Origin of the sequence: Vibrio sp. T20 (genome assembly GCF_007858795.1) — a bacterium.
Taxonomy (GTDB): domain Bacteria; phylum Pseudomonadota; class Gammaproteobacteria; order Enterobacterales; family Vibrionaceae; genus Vibrio; species Vibrio satsumensis.
The window spans coordinates 77,968-94,139 of record NZ_VFEB01000219.1; the positions used below are offsets into that span (position 1 = coordinate 77,968).

Genomic DNA, 16,172 nt, shown 5'->3' on the forward strand with positions numbered 1-16,172 from the left:
CACGAGAAATATGAAATATTTGTGAACAAACTTATCATTAGTTTTAACCCGGAGGGGTTTAGCTTAAATCTTGCGGCTCTATGTCGAGTGACCAACGAACTTTTTTCGCGGCGGGTAACATATTAATTGCCGGCTTAGCGCTCATTAATAGCTTCTGCATTAATGAACGAGTTTGTGTTTGTAAAATCAATTGCCAGCGAGATTTGCCCGCTCGCTTCGCCAGTGGTGCAGGGGTTGGCCCTAACACCATGCAATATTGGTCAAACAGTGGGTGTGACTCCAGTGTATGACGAACCTGACGCAAGAACTCTTCCACCAAGCGTGTGTCATTCGCTTCTGCTCTAAACAGAGTCATAAAGGTATAAGGCGGTAACATTGCCTGCTTACGCTCTGCCAGTGCGGTCTGAGCAAAGTGGTTGTAGTCTTTGTGAAGCAAGGCTTGCAGTAACCCATGTTCTGGGTGGTGAGTTTGTAAGATCACCTCTCCGGGCTTACTTGCTCGCCCTGCGCGTCCAGCTACTTGGATGAATAGTTGGGCAAGACGTTCAGACGCTCGGAAGTCACTGCTGAATAAAGAGCCATCGACATCCAATAACGCCACAAGTGTCACGTCAGGGAAGTGGTGGCCCTTAGCGAGCATCTGTGTGCCGATTAAAATTTGGTATTCACCTTTACGAATCGACTCTAGTGCGCTTTCTAAGCTGCCTTTACGGCGGGTGCTGTCGCGGTCAATGCGAATGGTTTTGTATTCAGGGAATAGTTGGCCAAGTTGGGCTTCTAATTGCTCGGTACCGACACCTACCGTTACTAAGTTCGCTGAACCACAACCTTGGCAATTGTGCACGATATGCTGCTGGGAACCGCAGTGGTGGCAGCGCATTTCATTACTGTATTGGTGATAGGTGTAGTAAGCATCACAACGTTTACATTCGGCTGTCCAGCCACAATCGTGACACATCAATGCCGGAGAAAACCCTCGGCGGTTGAGAAACAGCATCACTTGGTTGCCTGCTTTGAGGTGTCTTTGCATTTCTGCAATCAACGACGCAGACAAGCCACTTTCTAAATATTCACCCTTAACATCCAACACCTTATTGGTGGTCGGCAGTGCGACACCTGCACGTGAAGTAAGAGTAAGATAACTGTATTTGCCTATCTGAGCGTTGTGCAGAGTTTCAAAGGCCGGAGTCGCCGAGCCTAACACAACCGGGATCTGCGCTTTATGAGCACGCATGATAGCGACATCACGAGCGTGGTAGCGCAGACTATCTTGCTGTTTATAAGAGGCATCGTGTTCTTCATCAACAATGATAATGCCCAAGTCTGCAAACGGCGTGAACAGAGCTGAACGGGTACCAATCACTATGCCGGCAATCTTATCGCGAGCCGAGAGCCACGCATTTAGGCGCTCTGAATCGTTGAGACCGGAGTGGATAACCTCAACAGGCACATTGAAGCGTCGCTTAAAGCGATTAATCGTTTGAGGGGTTAGGCCAATCTCGGGCACTAACACTAACGCTTGTTTACCTTGGTCGAGAATCGGTTTGATCATATTCAGGTAAACTTCAGTCTTACCTGAGCCAGTAACGCCCTCTAACAGGAAACAACCAAAGGCGGTCTGGCTATTTACGGTCGCAATCGCAATAGCTTGCTCAGCATTGAGCTTAGGTTTGTCTTGGTCGTTTTCAAGATCCACTGGCCACGGCTGACGTTTCGGTTTCTTCTCTACCGATTCAATCCAGCCTTTCTCTTCTAACGTCTTGAGGACTGCGCTGCCAACCTCTTCATCAATGAACTCTTGATGAGGAACTGGGCCGTGCTCAAGCATGTGCATTACTTTGGCTTGTTTGACCGCGCGACCAAAGCCCTGCATCAGCTGGTCTCTGCCTGATGGCGTTAACTGCCACTCAACCAAAGTTGCGAAGTCTGCGGCTTTGCCTTTACGTAAAGCGCTTGGTAGGGCGTTAGCAAAGGTTTCGCCAAGTGGGTACTGATAAAACTGACTGCACCACATTAATAGTGAATAGACAGATTCCGGCCAAACTGGCTGATTATCTAATAGGGCTTTAATGGGTTTGAGTTTGTCTAGATCGAATTCTGATTCGTTAACCAGAGCCGTTACAATACCGGTTAAGGTTTGTCGTCCAAAGGGCACAGAGACTCGTCCACCAATAATTGGGAATAGGTGGCTAGGAATCTTGTAATCGAACTGCTTGTCGAGTGGAACAGGCAGTGCCACGCGGGCAATCATTGGACGCATAAAGGGACGGCTTTATCTGAGTTGACGAGAGCGAACAGTCTAAAGGATAAGGCGGTTAAATTCGAGAAGCAGTTTGGATGAAGGCGGTGAGTTAACGTATACAGACAACGACAGCTCGAAATCTCAGGGCGATAAAGGAAATAAAGAGAGAATTGGTGAAAAATGTATCAAATCAGTTGATCCTGCCTTTTAGATTCATTACTATACTGCGCCTTAAAGGTATGGCTTCATCACTCTTTTGTGTCGATGCGGTGTCTTTATTTCTTTTTTAAACTACGTGTGGTGTGCGGCTTAGAATCGTATAGCGACACGGCCTACTTGAGGTTATCCCATGAAAGCTGGAATCCACCCAGAATACAAAGCAGTTTCTGCAACTTGTTCTTGCGGCAACACATTTGAGTTCAACTCAACGCTAGCAAAAGAATCAATCCACCTAGACGTATGTGACAAATGTCACCCGTTCTACACTGGTAAGCAACGTATCGTAGATACTGGCGGCCGTGTTGATCGCTTCAACAAGCGTTTCGGTGCTCTTTCTAGCAAGAAGTAATTCTCGCTATTTAGACATGAAAAAGGACACTTCGGTGTCCTTTTTTGTTGCCTGTAATTTGAGAAAGCAGTGACTTTCATTCAAGCTTCAATCCCGCCTAACGATAAGGTGCCTACCTTTCTATTGCAGGGCAATTCCTTGCGTACCTCTCTTCACCAAATTCAGCTCGAAAGTTCAACAAGCGACAGTAATTTCAACTGCTCACTGGTCTTATTAGTAGTGAAATCTCGTTTTTTAATGAGACAGAGGCTTCAACCACCTAGGAACTTTGAAGTACATCCATTAACATGAACAAGATCCCCCAAATAATAATATCCTAGGAACCTACACCTATGTCTGAAGACAGCAGCCAAGCTCAATCCTCTCAAGCGTTATCATCTGAAAAATCGTTATCGCCTCAAGAACAATTCCGTCAGCAAGCTCTTGATTACCATGAGTTCCCAATTCCTGGCAAAATTGCCGTAGAACTGACGAAGCCTGCAAACTCTGCAGAAGACCTAGCACTTGCATACAGCCCAGGCGTAGCCGAGCCTGTTCGCGAGATCGCACAGAACGTCGATAACGTTTATAAGTACACAGGTAAAGGCAACATGGTTGCAGTTATCTCTAACGGTACAGCGATTCTTGGCCTAGGTAACCTTGGTCCTATTGCTTCTAAACCTGTTATGGAAGGTAAAGCGCTCCTGTTTAAGCGTTTTGCTGGTTTAGATTCTATCGATATTGAAGTAAAACACCGCACAATCGATGAGTTCGTTGATACGGTTGCGAATATCGCAGATACATTTGGCGGTATTAACCTGGAAGACATCAAAGCACCAGACTGTTTTGAGATTGAACGTCGCCTGATTGAACGTTGTGATGTTCCGGTATTCCACGATGACCAACACGGTACTGCGATTGTGACAGCAGCGGGTATGCTGAACGCGATCGAACTTCAAGGTAAGAAACTTGAAGAGTGTAAGATCGTTTGTTTAGGTGCTGGCGCAGCTGCGGTTGCTTGTATGGAACTACTGATTAAGTGTGGCGCTCAGCGTGAAAAAATCTACATGCTTGACCGTAAAGGTGTGATCCACACTCGTCGTGATGACCTAAACGAATACAAAGAGCTGTTCGCAAACAATACCGACAAGCGTACGCTTGAAGATGTTATCGAAGGCGCTGACCTGTTCTTGGGTGTATCGGGTCCTAACCTGCTTCCAGCAGAAGCTCTAACGCTGATGGCTGATAAGCCAGTTGTGTTTGCATGTTCAAACCCAGATCCAGAGATCAAGCCAGAGCTTGCTCACGAAGTTCGTTCTGACCTTATCATGGGTACAGGCCGCAGTGATTACCCTAACCAAGTAAACAACGTACTTTGTTTCCCATTCATTTTCCGTGGTGCACTAGACGTGCGTGCGAGCGAAATCAATGACGAAATGAAGCTAGCGGCGGTTAAAGCGATTCGTGAACTGGCGAAAGAAGAAGTTCCAGCTGAAGTATTAGCAGCTGCGGGCGAGACTGCACTGGAGTTCGGTAAGGGTTACATCATTCCTAAGCCAATGGACCCACGTCTACTTCCTCGCGTAGCAAAAGCAGTAGCAGAAGCGGCTGTTGAATCTGGCGTAGCTCGTATCGAGATGCCTGCTAACTACATGGCATAGAAGCATATGGCATAGAGACTGGATGACATAATCTTCTGGTATCGTCGTTTCGTTATCGAGACGAAAAGAATAATAAAAAACCGACTCATCTGGAGTCGGTTTTTTTATGTCTATCATTCACAGCGCAGTCATAAAAAACAATGCGCGGTGTGATAAATAGGGTTCAGCTAGAGCGAATCAATAATGAAGGCAGTGACTGAGTTGTTTTTATTCTTCGTCAAACGCTTCGAACTCGATGCCCATTTCTGTCATCAGCTTTTTCACTTCAGCAGGGATATCGTCAGGACGGTCTTTACGAAGGTCTTCATCCGTTGGTAGTGGTTGGCCTGTGTACGCATGTAGAAAGGCTTCGCACAGTAGCTCACTGTTTGTTGCATGGCGTAGGTTGTTAATCTGGCGGCGAGTACGCTCGTCAGTTAGAACCTTTAACACTTTTAGAGGGATAGAAACTGTAATCTTCTTTACTTGTTCGCTTTTCTTTCCATGCTCAGCATATGGGCTTATGTATTCACCATTCCAGTCGGCCATTGCGTACCTTCATCACTTTAGTTGTTAGAATAAATTAATAGTGGTGATTTTAGCGGGATTTACCGCCATAAGCAAAGACATATAGACGTCTAGAAGTGTTGACGTCTCACGTTTATGAAAGTAAAGTGAATAACATATATCTAACACAGCCGCAAAATGCCGACAAGCAGCTGTGATTCTCAGACGCAAAACTTGTAAGGAAGCACCTATGAGCAGCCGGAAGCCAGCAACCATCGCAGTACGTACTGGTATCGAGTCAGACACGCAACACCATGCCGTTGTCCCACCTATTTATCTTTCGACTAACTATGGGTTTCCCGCTTTTGGTGAAGTGCCAAAGTACGATTACACCCGTTCTGGTAACCCAAATCGCGGTTTATTAGAAACGGCACTGTTTGAGCTTGAATCGGGTAAAGGCGCGGTTGTCACTAATTGTGGTACCTCGGCGCTTAACTTATGGGTTTCTGCTTTCCTAGGCGGCGATGATCTTATTATCGCACCACACGACTGCTACGGCGGTACTTACCGTCTGTTTAACACTCGCTCACTCAAAGGTGACTTTAAAGTTCTGTTCGTTGATCAATCGGATCAAGCGGCGCTGGATGCGGCGATCGCGCTTAAGCCAAAGTTGATCTTAATTGAAACACCATCGAATCCTTTGGTTCGTGTGGTTGATATTGCAGAAACTTGCCATAAAGCGAAAGAGGTTGGTGCTCTGGTTGCTGTCGATAACACGTTTTTGACTCCAGTGTTCCAAAAGCCTTTAGAACTGGGTGCGGATTTTGTTATCCACTCAACCACCAAGTACATCAACGGACACTCGGACGTTATTGGTGGCGTTGTCGTCACGAAAACTGAAGAGCACGCTGAAGAGCTAGCATGGTGGGGCAACTGTATTGGTGCGACCGGCACACCATTTGATAGCTACATGACTCTACGTGGTATTCGTACGCTAGGTGCGCGTATGCGAGTTCACGAAGAAAGCTCACGTGAAATTCTGGCGTCTCTGCAGCAGCAAGAGCTCGTCGGCACGATTTACCACCCAAGCCTTCCTGAACATCCGGGTCATGATATCGCGAAGAAGCAGCAGTCTGGCTTTGGTTCAATGCTGAGCTTTGAGTTTGCGGGCTCATTCGAGGCGCTTAAATACTTTGTTGATAAGTTAGAGCTGTTCTCTTTGGCGGAATCGCTGGGTGGTGTGGAAAGCTTGATTTGTCACCCTGCGTCGATGACTCACCGTGCAATGGGCGAAGAAGCGCTGGCAGAAGCGGGTGTTTCTCAACAGTTACTGCGTCTTTCTGTTGGTCTTGAAGATGCAGAAGACTTGATTGATGACCTCAAGCAAGCGTTTGAAAAGACACAAGGCTTTATTGCTGAAGGGGAGGGTTAATAATGGCAACCTTTCGCCAGCTACATAAATTTGGTGGTAGCAGCTTAGCGAATCCTGAGTGTTACCAGCGCGTGGTCAACATTCTTAGAGAATACTCATCAGCCACTGACTTGGTCGTGGTGTCGGCAGCGGGTAAAACAACTAACCGCTTGATTGAGTTTGTTGAAGCGCTCGATAAAGATGGTCGTATCGCTCACGAATGTTTGCAAGCACTTCGTCAGTTCCAACTTGAGCTGATTGAAGCGCTGCTTGAAGGTGAGTCTGCGGCTCAGCTAACGGCCACTATTCAGCAAGAATTTACTGCTTTGGGTGAGTTAACGGCTCCTCTAAGCGAAGCGCAAAAAGCACAAGTGCTAGGACACGGTGAGGTTTGGTCTTCACGTCTATTAGCCGCTTTGTTGTGCCAACATGATTTACAAGCGGTTGCTCAAGATGCTCGTGCCTTTTTGCGTGCAGAAGTAGGTGCTCAACCTGAAGTTGACCGCGCACGTTCTTATCCTCTGATTAAAGAAGCTTTGGCGCAGCATGCCCATTGCCGTGTCGTTATTACTGGCTTTATGGCTCAAAATACTGAGGGTGAAACGGTTCTACTCGGCCGTAACGGTTCGGATTACTCAGCAACTGTAATTGGTGCTTTGGCTGAGGTTGAACGCGTAACAATTTGGAGTGACGTAGCTGGTGTATACAGCGCAGACCCTCGTTTGGTATCGGATGCGTGTCTATTGCCTCTGCTTCGCCTTGATGAAGCGAGTGAGTTAGCTCGTTTAGCGGCTCCAGTACTTCACAGCCGAACGCTACAGCCTGTGGCTCAAAGTGCGATGGACTTAAGCTTACGTTGCAGCTATCAGCCTGAAGCGGGCTCTACACAGATAGAGCGAGTACTGGCATCAGGTCGTGGCGCGAAAATCATTACCTCTTTAGATGAAGTACTTATCGTGCAGCTGACCTTTGGTCACGGACATGACTTCGACCGTCTAGAGAGTGAAGTGCTTGAAGGGCTTAAGCGCGCTCAACTCGAGCCGCTGGCTTATGAGCTTGAACCTGATCAACACTGTTTGCGCCTTGCTTATACAGAAGAGATCGCTGGTGGTGCTCTAGAATATTTACAAGATCACGCGATAGAAGCTGAGATTAAGCTTAAAGAGGGTTTCTCTTTGATTGCTGCCGTGGGGGCTGGTGTGACTAAGAACCCGAACCATTGCTACGGTTTTTACCAACAGCTTAAGAGCTCGCCAGTTGAGTTCATCTCAGAAGCAAACTCTGGCTTGAGCTTAGTGGCTGTGATTCGTAAGAGTGAAACATCAAGCCTAGTGAAAGGCATTCACTCCCAACTATTCCAAGCGCAGAAGCGTGTTGCGATTGCTCTATGTGGCAAAGGCAACATTGGTTCAAGTTGGTTAAGCCTGTTTGCTGAGCAAAAAGCGGAACTCGAAAAGCGTCGTGGAATGAACTTTGAATTGGTTGCGGTGGTTGATAGCCAAACCTATTGGTTCGATGACCAAGGCATTGATGCGACTTCGGTAGGTAAACGCTTTGACGACGAAGCGATTGCCAATAATGGAAACGACTGGTTAGAGCGTTTAGGCTCCATTCAGGGTTACGATGAAGCGGTGGTGCTGGATGTGACTGCGAGCCCTGTACTTGCGGCAAAATACCTGCAAATCGCACAACAAGGTATTCATCTTATCTCGGCGAACAAGGTGGCAGGTTCGGCATCAAGCGAGTATTACCATCAGGTACAAGATGCGTTTGCTAAGATCAGCCGTCATTGGTTGTACAACGCGACAGTGGGTGCTGGTTTGCCGATTAACCACACGGTACGCGACCTGCGTGAAAGTGGCGATGACATTATTGCGTTATCAGGTATTTTCTCGGGCACGCTGTCTTGGTTGTTCCAACAGTTTGATGGTACGGTGCCGTTCAGCGAGCTGGTGGATTTAGCATGGCAACAAGGCCTGACAGAACCAGATCCACGAGCTGACCTCGATGGTTCAGATGTAATGCGTAAGCTGGTGATATTGGCTCGTGAATCGGGTTTAGATATTGAACCTGAAAACGTAAAAGTGGAATCGCTGGTACCTGAAGAGTTGCAAGACCTGTCGGTGGATGACTTCTTTGATAAGGCTTCTGTGCTGAGTGAAGAGTTAGCCGAGCGTTTAGAGAAAGCACATTCTCAGCAGAAGGTTCTGCGTTACGTAGCGCGTTTAGAGAAGAATGGTAAGGCAACCGTAGGTGTTGAAGCTCTATCTAAAGAACACGCACTGGCGAACTTACTGCCTTGCGATAACATCTTTGCAATTGAGAGCAAATGGTACAAAGATAATCCGTTGGTTATTCGTGGCCCGGGTGCAGGTCGTGAAGTAACGGCAGGTGCAATTCAATCGGACCTAAACAGAATGTCTAGCCTGTTTTAAATCCTAAATAGCATACTATTCACTAAGATAAATGAGGCTGGAAGCACGATGTGTTTTTCAGCCTTTTTTCTACATTATTTCTGCTTTGCGAGCCATCTAACTACTTGAGTTTTACTCACGATCTACTTGAGAAAAATTCATAATGGATCTGTTGACATTAAATCGTATTCAATACATTCTACAGACATATAGACGTCTAAACGTCGTTTAAGGATTTGAGTTTTTAGTGGTTGCTTTTGCCACAGGGAGAGTAAGATGGGATACACACACGCTAGTCATATCGACGCTTTAAATCAGAATATCGCTGAGCTTTCTGACAACATCAATGTGTCATTTGAGTTTTTTCCACCAAGCAGTGAGAAGATGGAAGAGACCCTGTGGAACTCTGTTCACCGTCTTAAAACACTTCAACCAAAATTTGTATCGGTAACTTACGGTGCAAACTCGGGTGAACGTGACCGCACCCACTCAATCATTAAAGAAATTAAAAACCAAACTGGCCTAGTGGCAGCACCACACCTAACGTGTATTGATGCGAGCCGCGAAGAGCTGATTCAAATCGCTGACGATTACTGGGCAAATGGTATTGAAAGTATTGTTGCGCTGCGTGGTGATATTCCAGCAGGCGGTGGTGCACCCGAGATGTACGCATCTGACTTAGTTGAGCTACTTAAATCTCGCCACGATTTTGATATCTCAGTAGCGGCATTCCCTGAGGTTCACCCTGAAGCAAAAAGCGCTCAATCGGATCTTATTAACCTAAAGCGTAAAGTGGATGCCGGTGCTAACCGTGCAATTACTCAGTTCTTCTTTGATGTAGAAAGCTACCTACGTTTTCGTGACCGTTGTGTAGCGGCTGGTGTGGATGTTGAGATTGTACCGGGCATCTTACCGGTGTCTAACTTTAAGCAAGCGTCGCGCTTTGCTGCGATGAACAACGTAAAAGTACCAGGTTGGATGGCGAAGCAATTTGAAGGTTTGGATGATGATCCAACCACTCGTCAGTTAGTTGGTGCTAGCCAAGCGATCGATATGGTTCGTACGCTGAGCCGTGAAGGTGTGAAAGATTTCCACTTCTACACGCTAAACCGTGCAGAAATGACCTACGCACTTTGCCATACGTTAGGCGTTCGCCCACAGGTTGCTGCGCTGTAATTAAAGCGTTTGTAAACAGCCTCTGGCTGCAAACTTTCAAATCCTATAGATACAAAAAAGGCTTGGACTCATAGAGTTCAAGCCTTTTGCTTTTCTAGCTTCTAGCTTCTAGCTTCTAGCTTCTAGCTTCTAGCTTCTAGCTTCTAGCTTAGCTTAAGCTAGAGCGCCAAGTTCAAGCAGTACTTCTTCAGCCCATACAATCCATGCTTCACGGATAAGTAGGTTACGACGAAGTGTTAGACGTTCAAGACGTGCTTGCTTATCTAGTGTCGATGGCGTTGCGTAGTAAGCTGCTTCGATTTCTTTGTAGTGAGAAACCAGTTTGCGAGACTCTTCTACTAGTTCAGCAAGTTGTACACGGTAAGCGTCAGAAGGTTGTACAGCACAAGCCATTAGCTTAGCTGAGAACTCGTCACGAACTGTTGGGTGTGCAGTTGGTTGTTCAAACCACTCACCTAGCGCGGCACGGCCAGCATCGGTGATAGAGTAAACTTTACGATCAGGTTTGCCTTCTTGAGGCTCAAGCACGCAAGTTACCTGGTCGTTCTGAGCCATTTTATTTAGCTCGCGGTAAACTTGTTGGTGGCTAGCTTTCCAGAAGTAACCAATGCTTGCGGAGAATTCTTTTGTGATATCGTAACCAGTAGCATCGCGTGTACTTAAAACGGTTAGAATTACGTGTGGTAATGACATGTCTGAAATCCAAATGGTAAACAGTAAACAAATACTTAAACAACAAGTGTGCTTCTAATGGCACGTTATATTGGTTATGTCTAAGTAGCACCAACTCATCGGTTGGTTATGTCACCTTACAAAGCCGTTTATCACCTAGGTTGACCAGTTTATTGGTCAAGTTGCTGCAGATTATTTTTTTGGAGTGTTTCCGCAGCGGAGCAGTAGTATATCTAAATAATAAGCATAAAGTAGAATACATGGACAAAATAACCCAAAAAACTGACAAAAAACTCAGTATTGCTTATTTTGTGAAATAAAAAGGTCGCACTAGGCGACCTTTTGTCTATTGAATAGTAGGAATCACTAATTAACCAGTGTTTCGCATGCCTGCTGCAATGCCTGCAATCGTCACCATTAGCGCTTCTTCTAGCTCTGCTGGTGGTGTTTCACACTTACGAGTACGGTAAAGCAGCTCTGCTTGAAGCATGTTTAGTGGCTCAACGTAGATGTTACGTAGGCGAATTGATTCAAGTCCCCAAGGGTCGCTCTGCATCAAGTTCTCGTTATTTTCTACATTCAGCACTGCTTTGATGTCTTTTTGCAGCTGTTCACGCAGCAATTCACCTAACGGTAATAGCTCTTCGTCAACAAGACGTTGGTCGTAGTACTTAGCGATTTCCATGTTGCACTTCGAGTACACCATTTCCAACATACCTAGACGGGTAGAGAAGAACGGCCACTCGCGACACATCTCTTCAAGCAGAGCTTGATGGCCTTGGTCTACAGAGTACTGAATCGCTTCACCCGCGCCTAACCATGCAGGAAGTACCAAACGGTTTTGGCTCCAAGAGAAGATCCATGGAATCGCACGTAGGCTTTCTACGCCGCCGTTCGGGTTACGCTTAGCAGGGCGAGAACCAAGAGGCAGTTTACCTAGCTCCAGTTCAGGCGTCGCTTGTCGGAAGTAAGGTACGAATTTCTCTTCACCACGAACCACGTTACGGTAAGCCTCACAAGAGACTTGAGACAGCACTTCCATTAGGTCGCGCCACTCTTGTTTAGGCTCTGGTGGCGGCAGAAGGTTCGCTTCTAGAATCGCACTTGCGTATAGGTTGAAGCTGTTTACCGCAACATCTGGCAAGCCAAGTTTAAAGCGGATCATTTCACCTTGTTCAGTTACACGTAGACCGCCTTTCAAGCTCTTAGGTGGCTGAGAAAGAAGAGCAGCGTGCGCTGGAGCACCACCACGACCAACCGTACCGCCACGGCCGTGGAATAGAGTCAGTTCAATGCCTTCTTCGTCGCAAACCTTAACCAGCTTGTCCATCGCATCGTATTGAGCCCAGCCTGCAGACATTACGCCAGCATCTTTTGCTGAGTCAGAGTATCCAATCATCACCATTTGGTGGTTCTGGATAAAGCCACGGTACAAGTCGATGCTCATTAGCTGCTTCATTACTGCTTCTGAGTTGTTCAAGTCGTCTAGCGTTTCGAACAGCGGGCATACGTCCATGCGGTATGGGCAACCACATTCTTGCAACAACAAGTGAACAGCCAGTACATCCGATGCAGTACGAGCCATAGAGATAACGTAAGCACCAAACGCTTCACGAGGTTGAGCTGCAATGACCTTACAGGTGTCTAAAACCTCTTTAACCTGTTCAGATGGCTCCCAATCACGAGGAAGCAGTGGGCGTTTTGAGCTTAATTCATTGGTTAAGAAAGCGATCTTGTCTTGCTCGCTCCACTGGTCGTAATCGCCAATGCCTAGGTAGCGAGTCAGTTCAGATAGGACATCTGAGTGACGTGTGCTTTCTTGACGAACATCGAGACGAACTAAATGCACACCGAATGCTTTTAGGCGACGTAGGGTATCAAGCAGAGAACCATCCGCGATTACGCCCATGCCACATTCGTGCAGCGATTGGTAACACGCGTAAAGTGGTGTCCAAAGTTGGTCGATGTTCTGTAGTGTTTCTTTCTTCGGTACTTCAGCGTCGTGCAGTTTTGCGTCAAGCACTTCTAATGTGTTGTTCAGCAGAGTACGTAGGCTCTTTAGGATTGCACGGTAAGCTTCATGCTCATCACCTGCTAGCTCACGAACGGCATCATTACACTTGGTCATCGACAGTTCGGTAATCAGCTCGTTCACGTCACCTAGGTACAGATCAGCGGCTTTCCAGCGAGATAGGCGCAGTACTTCTTTAGTGATGGTGTGCGTTACGAATGGGTTACCATCGCGGTCGCCACCCATCCAAGATGAGAAGTGTACTGGGCGTGCATCGATTGGTAAGCCTTCACCAAGGTAGCCTTTTAGTCGGCCATCCATATCACGTAGGAAATCAGGCACGGCTTCCCAAAGAGAGTTTTCTACAACCGCAAAGCCCCACTTAGCTTCATCAAGTGGTGTTGGGCGTTGCTGACGAATCACATCAGAGTGCCAACCTTGAGCGATAAGCTGCTCTAGGCGACGTTCGGTTTTCACACGCTCTTTGTGTGATAGGTCGCTTAATTCTAATTTAGACAGACACTCGTTGATCTTAACCAACTTGTTGATCATGGTGCGACGAGTGATTTCTGTTGGGTGAGCAGTCAAAACGAGTTCGATGTTCAGGTCGCGAACAGCTTGAGCTGCGTCTAGCTTGCTGATGTCGTTTTGGTTTAATTTGGAAAATAGAGATTGCAGCACGTCTGGTTCACAAACATGCTCCTCACAGTGGCGAGAGATGGTGTGGTATTGCTCTGCCATGTTGGTGAGGTTGAGAAATTGGTTAAATGCACGAGCAACAGGAGTGAGTTGTTCGTTCGGCAGGTTTTTGATTTCTTCAACTAGGCTGTCACGGTCAGCTTTGTTGCCTGCGCGGGCGGATTTGGAAAGTTTACGGATAGTCTCCACTTTCTCTAAGATAACGTCACCATGTGCATCTTGGATTGTGTTACCTAGCAAGCGTCCTAGCATGCTTACGTTACTCTTGAGAGCGGCGTATTTCTCGTTCATTGTCATCCTGCCTCGTAAAAAAATTACATCCATTGTTCCTTGTTAAGTACACAATCTAGCGAAAAGTGCTGTATCTAGTCAAATAAAGCATTCTAAGTTTGCAATTATTAGGTTTAAAAATGCGGGAGAAGTAAATTTTTCAAAACTTAGGGAAAAAGTGAAATTTAATTACAAGATCGGGCTGTGTCAGGGATAACAGAATAAAAGCCACCTTTTCGGGTGGCTTTTATACGAAAATATCGGAAGGAAAGTAATAACTAGAAACAATATTTACGGATCGATTTACTCAGAACATCAATTGTAGGGTCAATAAAATCGAAGCTTAAGAACTCATCCGGTTGGTGAGCTTGGTCGATTGAGCCTGGGCCTAAAACTAAGGTTGGACATAACTCCTGAAGAAAAGGTGCTTCAGTACAATAGTTCACAGTTTGAGATTCGGTTTCACACACCGATTCCATGCCACCGATAAATGGATGATCGTGCTGACACTCGTAACCCGGAATCGGCTCATGTAGCGGAGTAATCTCAATCCTGCCCGGCCATTTTGCTTCTACTTCCTTGAGCGCGCTGCGCAGCATGTTATCCAAACCATCTAAGCTGATGCCCGGTAAAGGACGAACGTCGTAGTGTAATTCACAACAACCACAGATTCGGTTAGCGCTATCTCCTCCGTGAATATGCCCAAGATTTAGAGTAGGGCTTGGAATCGCGAAACCCGGGTGATGGTACTCTTTGACTAACTTGTCACGCAGCTGCATTAAAGCAAACAGCACTTCATGCATGATCTCGATGGCGTTAACGCCTAATGCAGGATCCGAAGAGTGACCTGATTTACCCGTTACTCGCACTGCGTTGGCGACATGACCTTTATGACCGCGAATAGGCACTAGGCTGGTCGGCTCACCAATAATGCAGTAGTCCGGTTTAAACGGCGCATTTTCAGTGAAATGACGTGCACCTAGCATAGTGGTTTCTTCGTCACACGTTGCTAAAACATAAAGCGGCTTGGTTTGCTTGCTCCAATCCATTTTCTTAGCAGCTTCATAAACGAAGGCAAAAAAGCCTTTCATATCGGCGGTGCCTAATCCGTAGAAGCGGTTGTTGTGTTCTGTCAATGCGTGAGGATCGAAGTTCCAACGTCCTTCATCGAATGGCACGGTATCGCTGTGTCCTGCAAGCAGTAAGCCCCCTTCGCCAGAACCCATCTTTGCGACCATATTATGCTTGCCGGGTTCGACTTCCACGACCTCAACGCTAAAGCCTACGTCTTTAAACCATTGAGCCATTTTTTCGATCACTTTCTCGTTGCCATGATCCCAGCTTGGATCTGTTGAGCTAATGGAGTCGGTGGAAATTAGGCCTTTATAGACCTCAAGGAAACTCGGTAATTGCATAATATCTTCACTTCTACTATTGACAGGAAAACCATAAGTCGGTAAAACACATATTAAATCATATTTAATGCATAAGAAATCAAATATAGCTAAAAATTAAGTATGAATAGTCAAAATTGAAATATAACTTACCTCAAGAATGGATGTGTTGAGATGTTGAAAACCACGATCATTGGCGCAAGCGGCTACACAGGAGCAGAACTGGCTCTAATGATAAACAGACACCCTGAGCTCACGCTATCAGGTTTGTATGTCTCAGCCAATAGTGTAGACGCAGGTAAACCTATTGCGGCGTTGCACGGTAAGTTAGCTGGTTTGATTGATATGCCAGTACAACCGCTAACGAATCCGGAAGAAGTGGCTAAACAGTCCGATGTGATTTTTCTAGCAACGGCACATGAGGTCAGTCATGACCTAGCGCCAATCTTTCTAGAGAACGATTGCCAAGTGTTCGACCTATCGGGTGCATTCAGAGTTAAAGGCGAGAACTTTTACCAAGAGTTCTACGGTTTTGAACATCAACACGAACAATGGTTAGACAAAGCAGCTTACGGTTTAGCTGAATGGAACGAACAAGAAATAAAAGAAGCTCAGCTTGTTGCAGTCGCAGGTTGTTACCCAACGGCATCACAACTGGCGATTAAGCCTTTAGTTGAAGCTAAGTTACTGGACGAGAACCAATGGCCTGTGATTAACGCAACCAGTGGTGTTACAGGAGCAGGTCGTAAGGCGACCATGGTTAACAGCTTCTGCGAAGTGAGCCTGCAAGCTTATGGCGTCTTCAATCACCGTCATCAACCTGAAATGGCCGCACATTTAGGGTGTGATGTGATTTTCACTCCGCACCTCGGCAACTTTAAGCGCGGTATTTTAGCGACCATCACCATGAAACTGGCTGAAGGCGTGACAGAACAACAGATACAAGATGCCTTTGAGCAAGCTTACCAAGGTAAACCTGCAGTGAGGTTACTCGAAGAGACACTGCCAAGAATTCAAGATGTAGAACAGACGCCTTTCTGCGACTTAGGTTGGAAGGTCCAAGGTCAGCACATCATCGTTGTTTCAGCGATTGATAATTTATTAAAGGGTGCATCTAGCCAAGCGATGCAGTGTTTAAATTTACGTTATGGTTTTGCGCCATTAACTGCGTTAGTGTAAAGGAATCTAG

The 16,172-nt window shown here is 46.4% G+C and carries 11 protein-coding genes; 6 read left to right on the forward strand and 5 right to left on the reverse strand.

Features of this window, described 5'->3' with window-relative positions:
• Window positions 1-58: 58 nt before the first annotated feature.
• Window positions 59-2,260, reverse strand: a complete 2,202-nt coding sequence (priA, locus tag FTW16_RS21830; protein ID WP_146492422.1) for a primosomal protein N' — start codon at window positions 2,258-2,260, stop codon at window positions 59-61.
• Window positions 2,261-2,591: 331 nt separating this feature from the next.
• Here priA and rpmE point away from each other — a divergent pair, with 331 nt between their 5' ends.
• Window positions 2,592-2,810, forward strand: a complete 219-nt coding sequence (gene rpmE / locus FTW16_RS21835) for a 50S ribosomal protein L31 (RefSeq protein WP_076656772.1) — start codon at window positions 2,592-2,594, stop codon at window positions 2,808-2,810.
• A 332-nt stretch (window positions 2,811-3,142) separates the two neighbouring features.
• Window positions 3,143-4,450 (forward strand): malic enzyme-like NAD(P)-binding protein, encoded by a 1,308-nt coding sequence (locus FTW16_RS21840; RefSeq protein WP_146492423.1) that lies wholly within the window; start codon window positions 3,143-3,145, stop codon window positions 4,448-4,450.
• A gap of 207 nt (window positions 4,451-4,657) precedes the next feature.
• On the opposite strand, the gene metJ is transcribed toward FTW16_RS21840, so the two are convergent.
• Window positions 4,658-4,978 (reverse strand): met regulon transcriptional regulator MetJ, encoded by a 321-nt coding sequence (gene metJ, locus FTW16_RS21845; RefSeq protein ID WP_004415993.1) that lies wholly within the window; start codon window positions 4,976-4,978, stop codon window positions 4,658-4,660.
• A gap of 208 nt (window positions 4,979-5,186) precedes the next feature.
• Between metJ and FTW16_RS21855 the strand changes: the two genes are divergently transcribed.
• The 3 genes from FTW16_RS21855 to metF all read left to right on the forward strand — a co-directional run bounded on the left by FTW16_RS21855 (window position 5,187) and on the right by metF (window position 9,937).
• A complete protein-coding gene (locus FTW16_RS21855; RefSeq protein ID WP_146492424.1) occupies window positions 5,187-6,368 on the forward strand; it encodes an O-succinylhomoserine (thiol)-lyase in 1,182 nt (393 codons plus the stop codon).
• A gap of 2 nt (window positions 6,369-6,370) precedes the next feature.
• Window positions 6,371-8,782 carry a bifunctional aspartate kinase/homoserine dehydrogenase II gene (locus FTW16_RS21860; protein WP_017632081.1) on the forward strand — a complete coding sequence of 804 codons (2,412 nt, stop codon included), beginning with the start codon at window positions 6,371-6,373 and terminating at the stop codon, window positions 8,780-8,782.
• A gap of 255 nt (window positions 8,783-9,037) precedes the next feature.
• The gene (gene metF, locus FTW16_RS21865; RefSeq protein WP_004729683.1) at window positions 9,038-9,937 is read left to right on the forward strand and encodes a methylenetetrahydrofolate reductase; all 900 of its coding nucleotides are present in this window, start codon (window positions 9,038-9,040) and stop codon (window positions 9,935-9,937) included.
• 153 nt (window positions 9,938-10,090) lie between these two features.
• Here metF and FTW16_RS21870 read toward each other — a convergent pair whose 3' ends face one another.
• From FTW16_RS21870 to argE, 3 genes are all read right to left on the reverse strand, one after another.
• Window positions 10,091-10,630: a PadR family transcriptional regulator gene (locus FTW16_RS21870; protein WP_146492425.1), complete on the reverse strand. Its 540-nt coding sequence runs from the start codon at window positions 10,628-10,630 to the stop codon at window positions 10,091-10,093.
• Window positions 10,631-10,979: 349 nt separating this feature from the next.
• On the reverse strand, window positions 10,980-13,616 hold the full coding sequence (gene ppc / locus FTW16_RS21875) for a phosphoenolpyruvate carboxylase (RefSeq protein WP_170960799.1): 2,637 nt from the start codon (window positions 13,614-13,616) through the stop codon (window positions 10,980-10,982).
• Between the two features lie 251 nt (window positions 13,617-13,867).
• Window positions 13,868-15,004 (reverse strand): acetylornithine deacetylase, encoded by a 1,137-nt coding sequence (argE, locus tag FTW16_RS21880; protein WP_009848891.1) that lies wholly within the window; start codon window positions 15,002-15,004, stop codon window positions 13,868-13,870.
• A 153-nt stretch (window positions 15,005-15,157) separates the two neighbouring features.
• On the opposite strand from argE, the gene argC reads away from it, so the two are divergent.
• Window positions 15,158-16,162, forward strand: a complete 1,005-nt coding sequence (argC, locus tag FTW16_RS21885) for an N-acetyl-gamma-glutamyl-phosphate reductase (RefSeq protein ID WP_017063685.1) — start codon at window positions 15,158-15,160, stop codon at window positions 16,160-16,162.
• Window positions 16,163-16,172: the final 10 nt, after the last annotated feature.